Source organism: Xenorhabdus mauleonii (assembly GCF_900113945.1).
GTDB lineage: Bacteria > Pseudomonadota > Gammaproteobacteria > Enterobacterales > Enterobacteriaceae > Xenorhabdus > Xenorhabdus mauleonii.
On record NZ_FORG01000029.1, the window covers coordinates 30,819 to 41,149 of the forward strand.

Below are 10,331 nucleotides of genomic sequence, written 5' to 3' on the forward strand. Positions count from 1 at the left end.
AAATCAACTGTTCCAAACTGTTAACAGTTGATTTCATCTGCCCCCTATTTTTATGTTAAGGAAGAAAGAAAATAATCATGGTCCATGATCGAGCACGGCTGTAATACTAGGCTTGGCGGCAATATTATTTTTATCGAGTAGGCTCGTGAATATCCGGTACGAAGAACAGCCCCAGATCGTCAATATATTGCTGTCTTTCAGTTGTGTTTGACGGTAATTTATGCAATTCCTCATCAGTGATGATATGCATCACACCAATACCTGTGGTTTCTCCGGGCAACATACCGATAGATAACATTTTCAACAGACGATAAGTATCCGACCCAAGCTGGGCGGTGTTATTCAGCCAACGTGCATAGGTGCTACTGAATACACTGAATTGCTGATCACTGAGCCATAATACTCTGGCCAGCAGGTGCGCCGGGATTTCTTCTTGGATAATGCGTTTGATATATGCTTCACGTTCAGCCAATAATATTGATGATGTTTGTCCATTCATCATCAGGCTGCGTTTGAAAACAAAGCTTAAAGTAAACGAGAAGCGATCCATAGCCTGCGTTTTTCCCTTGCTGATATGCCACTGGTAACGCGCTTTAGGATCAAATTTTTTATCTTTGCTAAGAATAGTGATAACTGCCTGACCATGAATGTGGTCAACACTGTCAACTCTGGCTTCTAAATCACTTTCTCTGGTTGTTATCTGACCTGTAAAAATTTGTTTTATTGTGACGGTATCGTCAGGTAACAGAATCGGCGGCCAAGGTTGATCCGCTGATGTTTCAATCCGTGTTTGCCCGTCAGAGAGGACTTCTTGGTTACTGCTGAGTATTACCCGATACTCCATATCTTTGAGCCACGAATTGCTGGTACACCATTTCAAATTTCCAGCCTGCGCAATCTCTAGTACTTTTGACCAGCGTCGACGCAGTTGTACGTGTTCATCAATATAGAGCGTGAAAGTATTATTATTAACAGCCGCCACCAATATTGCCTTCAGGGTTTCATTACCCTTTAGAAATAAATCCACCAACTGCCCGGCTTTCAGTTTACCTGCTAACGTATCTTGTACAGTAATCAATAAGCGTCTGGGTTCAGATAAATATTGCACACTAGTCACAGGCTTAGCATCTATAAAATCTGTCTCTGGCTTCTTCGGCATCAGCAAAGGATGCTCGACAATATAAAAGGGAAGGTGCTCTAAATAAGCTAACCGGTCAGCTTCAGGCATATCATCAAACAACATAACCCCAATACCTAACCTTGCTGCAACTCGGCGCTGGAGTGAGGAAATCTGGTGGATGTTTGTTGCCGTGCGGGAGTAGCCTGTTTGTGGCAGGCTGCTCAGATAAGCACGTTGAACCTGCAAAAATTCCTCATCTGTAGCCAGCCCGATATTTTCGTTTTTCGGCAACCCAAAATAACTTTGTAGATAATTCGTCAATGCAATCTGCTGAATAATATTTTGCTGATTACTCCAGTTCGCTTCTTCCACCTTCTCTTTATACTTGTTATGAACCTGATTATTTATGCTTTTTTCGGCAAAGGGCCATTGATGCCCCCATATTGGTTCTTCGATGGTTGCAGAAAAATCTAATAGTTTAGGTAAATATGCCAGCTGGGCACAACCATTCGCCAATAGTTGTTCAAATGGTAATAAAAATTGATGCAGTTGAAGAGTAAGATGCTCTGGAGCGTATTCTTGTAGATTATATAGAGAGGGCAATAAATCACTGGCAGGGTAGTAGCGAGACGGATTACGGTAATGCCCTATAGGGTAAGGCTCTGTCGATATCTGGTGTTCTCTTTGCATTTTTTCACGCAACAACCGACTAATCTCATCAGCATCTCCTGTTAATACTTGTCCTTTATAAGTAACCGTCACACATTTCAGCATCTTTGCAATTGTGGACACAATATTATTATCATCGAGCCAAAAAGCACTATTCGCGCCATTTGCAGAAAAAATTACCTTGTTTCTGTCCTCTCCAAAATTAATGTAACTAACATGGTTAACAAAAGGTAATGACTCAATAGCCTGTTGGATCTGGCTTGTATAGATCGTAAAGCAATTAACTTTATTTTCTTGTGGGACGTCTATTAACCACCCCTGCTGAGGTAATGGGCCGGTATAATTTTGATGCTGGAAATCCATAGTAGGAACACGTTCATACTCAGGTGAGAGAGTATTCTGTGCAGTTATAAATATCGCTAAAAAGACTTCGTTAATATCACTCACGATATCGCTTATTGAAACATCCATATATAAATTGAAGTCATGAGTATCATCAGTACAAAGCCAATTCACTTCTCCAATAACTTCACAAATATTTGTATTTTTCTTCAGATAGTCCTCTAGCAGCTCCTTGAGCTGCTCATACTTGCTTTTATGAAACTTAGAATATAAAGAAGGTTTAACTTTTACGGTGTAGCTGCCATTGAGATATAACGCCGGATCGGAATCATTTTCTTTAAAAAAAGTTAGCTCTCGATTCTTTTTATTGTAAAAGTAAAGATAACTATTTTCTTTGTCATTCTTTTCCATTTTTGCGTCACAAAACGCATAAACTATTTCACCATCGTCGCCCTTGATAGTGATATCAAGTATGCCTTTACGATAATCCTCGGCAGTAATTGGACTGGTGGTTAACATCCGTTCAGGTTGGAATCCGGCAGGAAATAATGGTTTTTTTTTCTCCTTGTTGACAGATGCGGGAGTCAGTAAATCTACCAACGGTAGTAGGTGCCGGTAGCTTAGATCTGAGACATTATAAGCCAAAGCTTCTAGCAATGTGATGCCGGGATCGTGCGCAGTAGTATCTGTCCATAAATCGCCAGATTGCTCTTTTAAAATTGTCCTTGCTTGCTCCATCAAAGTATCAAAATGGATATTTTGTTTTTCATCCTGAAAAATCCCCGGGGGTAAGTAAATTTTATCATTCATCATGGCTTTCCTCTGCCGAGAACGGGGGAATATTATTCTTTGGTTTTGGGGAAACTGGCTCCGAAGTAGGGTGAACAATTATCACTTTCAGTGAGGTATTAATCGCCTGCTGGCTGCCATTTATCTTGATGTCTTGTACATGATCAACATAAGGTTGCCGCTGGATCACCGACATCACGTCATAAATAGTCAGAGAATGACCCAGCTCTACTATATTATGCTCATCACGCCATGGCATAAATTGCTGCTTAATTGCCTCTGCAAGCAACAATTCACATTGTTCAGCGTTAGCTTCCTTTTTCCATCCCACTTTGTATTCCACTTTAACTTCGAAATATTCTGGGTTAAGTACTCGCAATTCTATCCAGGGTGATGCTAGGCTCTCTATATAACGCTGCATTTCCGCTAACCGAGCGGAATTCAACATCGGTCTCAGAGGATCTTCGCTGTCGCTATAACCCGCGCGAGGTACAATCATCAATGTCTGAATATGCAAAGCAGATTGGTCTTCGTAAATGGCAACTCGACGGCGTTTATGAGCGAAATCACCCCCGATCTGCTCATCTGTCTCTGGCTGGTATAAACCATCTAAATTCTCCAATCCTGGCAAGCGGATGTGATGTACCTCTGGGAATCGTGCTAATAGTAAGGCGCTGATATCACGCCAGGAAGAAGCCCGCCCCCGGTGAGACAGGCGCATAGCAACACGACGCATAAATTCGTCTTCACTCTCCCTTGCATGTGCCCCCCAGGAAGGTAAGGGTTGGCTCAATGCCGCCAATCCCTCAAATGGTTTCACCGTGCTGTTAATACTGCCAACGGGTAACGACTGAGTAAAATGACTGTCATCCAGCTCAGAAGCGTTTGCCAGTTGCACTGTACCAGCATTGGTATACAACGCAGACAACCAAGGGTACTGTTCAACTTTCGGCTGAGGTTGTTCGGGTACACCTGGTTCTACCGGCTTATCCGCTTCATCCAGCACAAAATCCTTAGCCCGCAGCCAGTAACGGCCGGTTGGCATCAACGTACTGAGCGCTGTGGCATCCTTCGGCAAAGTCGTTCTCCACAATCCGGAGCGAAATAGTCGCTCGGTTTGATCGTCTATTTCTTGCCGTAATAACACCCATTTCCCTTCACCATCTGTTGTTTCAGCCAGATAGCTCCAATGCAAGCCTTCTGGCTTTATTTGGCATGGCGTTTTTAGATCCCAATACAGTGTTAGTTGTTGACCCGGAGTAATATCACTGATGCCCAAATACAACGCGGGTGCACTGCTATCATCGCCATCCGGGACTGAGCTTTGGTAACCAAAAGGGGTTAATACGTATTGTTCAATTTTTTCACTGGTTGCCACATAATTCACATTAACCTGTCGAAATTGTGGGCTGTAAGGTGGGTTAGGAGGTAGCTCACCGTTAATGGCCATCTGGCGATAAGTACGATGCAGAAAATCTTGTCCTGCCAGTTCGACACGTGGAGCATGACGCCAAAATGCCTGCTCATCGGTCAGATTAAGTTGCGGTGAGGTCAATCTCACTTTAATTGGCTTAACCGATATCCTCCCATTGTCCATGCCGCCAAAAAACTGTTGTGGGTTATTATTATCCGGATCTGGAGGAAGCACTATTGCCTTAAAACTTGTATTATTAACGCTGATGGGATCAGCGCCTGCTTTATACTGACTGTACCAAGTCGTAAAATTATCCGGAAGATCCTGCCAAACAAGGTTAATCGTGATATCAAAAATTACATTTTGATTGCACCATTGCTCTGACATCAGTTGAAAACCATTGCCCGATACAGGCTCGCTACCAAAGGGGTAGCTATTTTCATTTACATCAACCAAGCCATTATCCGTGCGCATTTGCACATTGCTCATGTTGTGTACTGTCATTGTCAACGACTTTACTTTCGGCACCGTGCCTGTGCATTGATTAATAATGCGCAGCACAGGATGTAAAAAAGTATACCCTTCCAAATCTACTGGTGCCGCTGGCATCACATCCTCTGGCATATAATAACCATTATTTACACCACTATCCTGCGTTAACGGCTTCCAACCTTCTTGTGTGCTTACCTCCAGGCGAAAATTCGTGTTTTTTGGCAAGGTACTGACATACTCTATTGTAATAAAACGTTTCTCCCCCGTTGCCAATAGCAACGGCGAAACGATAAAACGGCCATTGATCATTGGCATATCGGCTTGTGGTTCACTCTGAAACAGGCGTATGCCTTGCTGTGGAAAGGCAATATCCTGACTCATGTCCAACAGAGTACGGCAAACGGGCAAAGAGCGATTATCATCTGCTTCCCTTAGCCAACGTAAATCAGTCCAGCGCGCATGATTAACCGACAATGACTGCTGCAAGTTGTACAAGCGTGGTGTGCCATTGAGATCCTGACCACCGGTCAACATTAAACCCTCTGGCAAGTAAAGTTCTGTATGAGAGGATTCTGGTTGGAAGATCACCAACGCTGTATCGGGGCGGGTAGGCAATTCACTCAAACCCAATTCCCCACGATAATAGAGTTGGCGGTGGCGTGCAGGAAGGCTATTAAGCAATCTACGTGGTGTATCCATCATATGTAAGAAAGCCAATAAAAAAGCCAATTGAGGCGGTAAGTTACGCGCCTCCAGCCCGGGTTCAGCAAAACGCACCGCTAACGTTTGAGGGGTGTTTTCATCGTTAAAAAAGACTTGATCCCAAAAGTTCCTATTAGTACCAAAAGGAATAGTGCGACAATACGCCTGAAATGCAGTTAACCGTGTTAACAGTGAACGGTCGTCAAGCACAAAGTCATTATTCTGTGTTGTCATACCTGCATCCTGAATAAGAGATTTAAAGGAGACTTCAACGTATCATCACCATTATCCAACGGTGACAAGCATTTGACTGTTAATGAACTTTCCACTGCCGAGAGTCGGCGCGGGTATATCTGGGGTTTGTGCCGGTGGCGGACTTTTTGCCAGATCTGTGGGCGTAAAACTGGCTATAAACTTCTGCCCAACTAATATAACGGGTTGACCACTCAGACACCATATAGCTTGTTGGTCAGCATTCAGCAGGCTTATAGTCACTTTTCCCTTCCCGGGGATAGGGAAACCAGGGGCAATATAAACTGCATCCAAGCTGATCTTTTTTTCATCCCCCAGAACACAGACTTTTTTATTATTAATGTTAGCTTTACCACTGCCTTTAATTTGAGCCGAGCCAGTAATAGTGACCAGGCGGTGACTAAACATTGTGTCAAATAACAGAGCATCATTATCAATCACGATATACTTGCTCATCTAAAGTACCCTCTGCGCCCATCAGCCAGATCCAAAAGGCCATCAATGATAAAAACCTGAGACATACCGCGAATTTGGTAAGAGACTTGAATACGTAACAGCCCCAGCGTGTTATCATCAAATTCAGCATCAACAGCCACCAGAAAAACTCTCTGTTCATACTCTTCAATGCTGTGACGAATTAAGGCCTTGATATCGATTAATAAAGACGCTGTAACATTTTCAAACATAACAGCGTGTAAATCGCATCCATACCATGGGCGCATGACACGTTCTGCGGGTAATGTGTTGAATAAAATGTATAAGCTTTGCTGGATATCTTCGTAGTCCTTAACTAACTTTGCACCCTCTTTAAGCGAAAAAGTGGGGGGGAAAGCCCAACCACAACCATAAATGTCATTACGTGCTGATACCATATTACCGCCTATGATTGTTGTATGAGTGTACGTTCTATTGCTAACGTCTATTGATTGAGCTTGACCTTACGTCCCTTAATCAATACATCGTTTGCTCCTCTAATTTCCAGATTGTCACCCTTTAACAGTAAGTCTTTTGCATCAATCTCCGTTTTTTTACTGCTTTGAGTGAGCAACTCTCCTTGTTTAAGGACAAGCTTGCTATTGTCTTCTCCCTTTTCTTCTTTAAACACTATTCCCTCATCAGGGTGCAGAAGTAGATACTGCGTTTTACCGTCATGTTTAATGACGATCCCCCGCCCCTTATTCAATTCCGCATTGGGTGCGGGGTTGATTGGATTATGCATCGCCCCTAAAATAATCGGATAACGAGGATCATCTTCCAAAAAAGCCAGAACGACTTCATCTTTCTCCTCAGGATATAAATTCAAACCACTACCGTTGCTGGCAAAAGGTGTACTTAATCGCGCAAGTAGCTGTAACGGCTTATTATCTTTTCCCAAGATAGGCATCGTTACTTTCAGGCAGTGGTTTTTATCGGGGCCATCTTTATTTTCCGCCACCTGACCAATATGTATTCCTCGTATACCAGGGACCATGCCAGTATCAAGATCTTGTAACCAGTCAGATCCCAGTACTAACTGGGTACGCCACTCAAACTTAGAAAAGGTATGGGTGATCGTAGTGACTAATGCTCGGCCATCCAAAGGCGCTCCAAAATTCTTAAGATCCAGAGTTTGACCTAATTCATAACCAAGATTACCCTCCGTTTCTATTTCGCCCTGAATCCCTTCTCCATATAGGGCTAACAGACGGCTGTTGGCCCAAGTGGCTTGTTCTTGAGGCTGCAATGCCAAACTATGATTCAATATCCATTCTTTTTGTGACAAGGTGTTTAAGTTCCTGGCGTTAAATGCCTTATCTCCTAAAGACATTGGCTCAGCCACTGACACCGGATTCATCTCCTGTTTTTCTATATTCCAGCTACTGACTGATACACGCTTTGGCATAAAACGGTTATTTTGACTGACACGGATTTTTATATGTTTTTCTGATTCCTTGCCGGAAATGGTTTGAGCGGTTTTTTTTAATGTGGGTTTGATAATAGTAATATAGCAGTGGTGACAGGGTCTCATGGGAGGGAAGCAATTGGGAAGCCAAATGGTGGACACATGGTATAAAACCAGGTACAGAAGAGATAGAAGGTCAGCAAGCTTATCCATGGAAGAAACTTGATCGATAGTGTCGTCATAAGCGATTTTATGGGGTTTTCGACCCTGTAAATAATTCTGTGGTGCGACACGAGGCTGTTTCTGTGATTGTTTCACACAATAAGTTGAAATTATAGTGCGATGAAACCTACTGTCTCACCAGCAGTTCTCTACCTGATTGTGTTGAGAGTAATTTCGGCGTGCAAAGCGTCAGGGACAACGTAGCCACGGGCAACCGTAGGAACGATTCGCGAGAGTCAATCCCAAACGCCCCGCAATCCGAATGCGGTCATGACAGGTTTTATGGCTGCCACCATCCTGGCGGGCAAAAAACTTTAATTCCTTAATCAATCGACTCATTGGCTTTTCCTTACTTAACCTTTCAACTTGATGCGATCTCTGGCGCGCGACAGGGCGGACAAAGCAGGAAATACCGGCTTTGCCCCTGACGGATATCTGTGCGCCAGAGTGAACGCTTGTTGAGGTATTGCGGGGTATCGGTTGAGTACGCGGTACTGCCGCCTGTATGAACAGGTCATCCCCACTGGCAAAGTGCCAGCCTCGATATCGTCAGGTTTTCCTTTTGATGATCTTTCAATCTATAAAATGCAGTGTCAGATTCACTGTGTGGTTAAGTAGGCGTGAGCCTATCATTGTCCAGTTGTTCTTTTGCTGCGGCGTCACTTTCAGCGGTAACCCGACAAAAAGTGACTCCTTAAATTCGCAAATAGTCAGCAAAAGCTATGCGAACGTTGAAATACCAGCAAGCACAGAAAAACGTGGCAAGGCGCAGTGTCAAACGACAGTTATGCGTTAATTATTTGGATGCAGAAAAGTTATCTGTTGAATATTTCAAGCAGAGATCGTAGAAGTATGAATGTCGTGTATGAGAATAATTTTGTGGTATGACGTGAAGTGCATGATTCAGTGTTCAATGCGCTTAGTTAACAGTATAAAAACACCTTTTAGGGTATTTTTTAGTTTAAAAAACCTTCATTGTTAGACAAGGGGTTTATGTCTAACAATATCTGCTTCCAAAGGTGCGCAGACGTACCGCAATGCTAGCTCTCCCTTGCAGGCTACAGGAGTTTTATTTCGCCACCCGAAGGCGATCCTGACAGGCGATGGATCATTTTTGTAGAAAAAGATATTAACGGTTAGGCATAGAGTAGTCAAACCGTTGACTGCACCTGTCATTCTTATTTTTTCCTGAATTCTCGCGTGTACTCCTCTAATTCCCCCATATTCCACCAAAATCAGATGAAAAATCCATCTAATTAGTTAATTAATTTTATTGATGTATATGTACAATAAATTAACCTGCCGGATAAAAAAATCTAACATAAAAAAGTAAAAAGAATGATAAACAATAAGGAATCTCTGTACCTGCAAGAGCGCGCTTACCTGCGGGAACTGGCTCAGCGCGTGATAAAAGAGTCACCCCATTTAACGGACTTTCTGGCAACGGCCCATGATCCTGATATTCAACGTCTCTTTGAGGCATTTTCTCTGTTGATTGCCCGCTTACGAAATAAGTTGGAAGATGATTTCCCCGAAATTACCCACGGCATACTGTCCCGTATCTGGCCGTTAGTGCTGTGCCCTGTTCCACCCACGACAATCATGCAATTTTTCCCCATCGATGACGAACATCAGGGCACTGCGGATATTCCCAGAAACACAGCTGTTTCTGCGCAGGCCGAAGAGCAATTACTCACCTTCAAAACCTGCCGCCCGCTGCATATTGAGCCTTTAGTGGTGCGGGATCGCACGGTGAAAAAAACCGGCACGCACAGTGAAATTATCCTGACCCTGTGCCAGACGGGAAGTACTTCTTCGGTCTGGAACTGCGGATCGCTCTCTTTTTTCCTTGGCACGGATACCGGACGAGCGGCGCAGCTCAGCCTGTGGCTTGACCAGCATATCTGTGAGATGAGCGTCAGAGCACAGGGCGAACAACGTAAACTGAACTGTTTTCCTTATGGCTGGCATGACCTGCTGGATAAGCCCATCCTGCCGATGAAAAAGAGCACTTATACCGGCCTGCAAACGCTGGTTGAATATTATGTGCTGCCGCACCTGTATAATTTTGTCACGCTGGATATCAGCCGTGATCGCGCGGAAATCCCGCTCAATGCAGACGGTACGTTTGAACTGATTTTTCGTTTTGAAGGCGAACTGCCGCTGGATGATGTCGGTGATGCCTTTATGCTGGGCTGTGTGCCGGCTATTCATCTGGAAAAACGGCTCAGCCCGCCTGTCCTGCTGAGTGCCGAAAATCACTGTTATCCCTTGCCGCTGGGGGATTCCGTAAAATTTTTCCGGTTGCATGACATTCAGGTGGTTCAACAACCCGATGATGACGCCCAACGGGGCACGCCTTACCGCTATCTGCCGATAGAGCAATTTACGCCCGCAGCGGAGCTACTGGCCGGAGAAGAACCGGATTATTTTTACTACCAGCTTCG

General features: G+C 44.0%; 6 protein-coding genes and 2 pseudogenes. 2 read left to right on the forward strand and 6 right to left on the reverse strand.

Annotated elements, in window-relative coordinates:
- Positions 1 to 130 precede the first annotated feature (130 nt).
- From BM100_RS19055 to BM100_RS23230, 5 genes are read right to left on the reverse strand one after another with little or no spacing between them, the layout of a single operon-like run.
- A complete protein-coding gene (locus BM100_RS19055) occupies positions 131 to 2,944 on the reverse strand; it encodes a hypothetical protein (protein ID WP_139216998.1) in 2,814 nt (937 codons plus the stop codon).
- Positions 2,934 to 5,762 carry a hypothetical protein gene (locus BM100_RS19060; RefSeq protein ID WP_092513872.1) on the reverse strand — a complete coding sequence of 943 codons (2,829 nt, stop codon included), beginning with the start codon at positions 5,760 to 5,762 and terminating at the stop codon, positions 2,934 to 2,936. The genes BM100_RS19055 and BM100_RS19060 overlap by 11 nt, the downstream gene beginning before the upstream one ends.
- A gap of 51 nt (positions 5,763 to 5,813) precedes the next feature.
- A complete protein-coding gene (locus BM100_RS19065) occupies positions 5,814 to 6,236 on the reverse strand; it encodes a hypothetical protein (protein WP_092513874.1) in 423 nt (140 codons plus the stop codon).
- Positions 6,233 to 6,652: a GPW/gp25 family protein gene (locus tag BM100_RS19070; RefSeq protein WP_092513876.1), complete on the reverse strand. Its 420-nt coding sequence runs from the start codon at positions 6,650 to 6,652 to the stop codon at positions 6,233 to 6,235. The genes BM100_RS19065 and BM100_RS19070 overlap by 4 nt, the downstream gene beginning before the upstream one ends.
- A gap of 47 nt (positions 6,653 to 6,699) precedes the next feature.
- Entirely contained in the window at positions 6,700 to 7,788 is a 1,089-nt protein-coding gene (locus tag BM100_RS23230; protein WP_420855337.1) for a phage baseplate assembly protein V, read from the reverse strand.
- 26 nt (positions 7,789 to 7,814) lie between these two features.
- Between BM100_RS23230 and BM100_RS24105 the strand changes: the two are divergent.
- A pseudogene (locus BM100_RS24105) lies at positions 7,815 to 7,895 on the forward strand (hypothetical protein); the annotation flags it as partial.
- Between the two features lie 229 nt (positions 7,896 to 8,124).
- Here the strand turns inward: BM100_RS24105 and BM100_RS23685 are convergent.
- Positions 8,125 to 8,223, reverse strand: a pseudogene (locus tag BM100_RS23685) (phage integrase N-terminal domain-containing protein); the annotation flags it as partial.
- Positions 8,224 to 9,222: 999 nt separating this feature from the next.
- Here BM100_RS23685 and BM100_RS19090 point away from each other — a divergent pair.
- On the forward strand, positions 9,223 to 10,331 hold a 1,109-nt coding region (locus BM100_RS19090), incomplete at its 3' end, for a type VI secretion system baseplate subunit TssF (protein WP_092513880.1).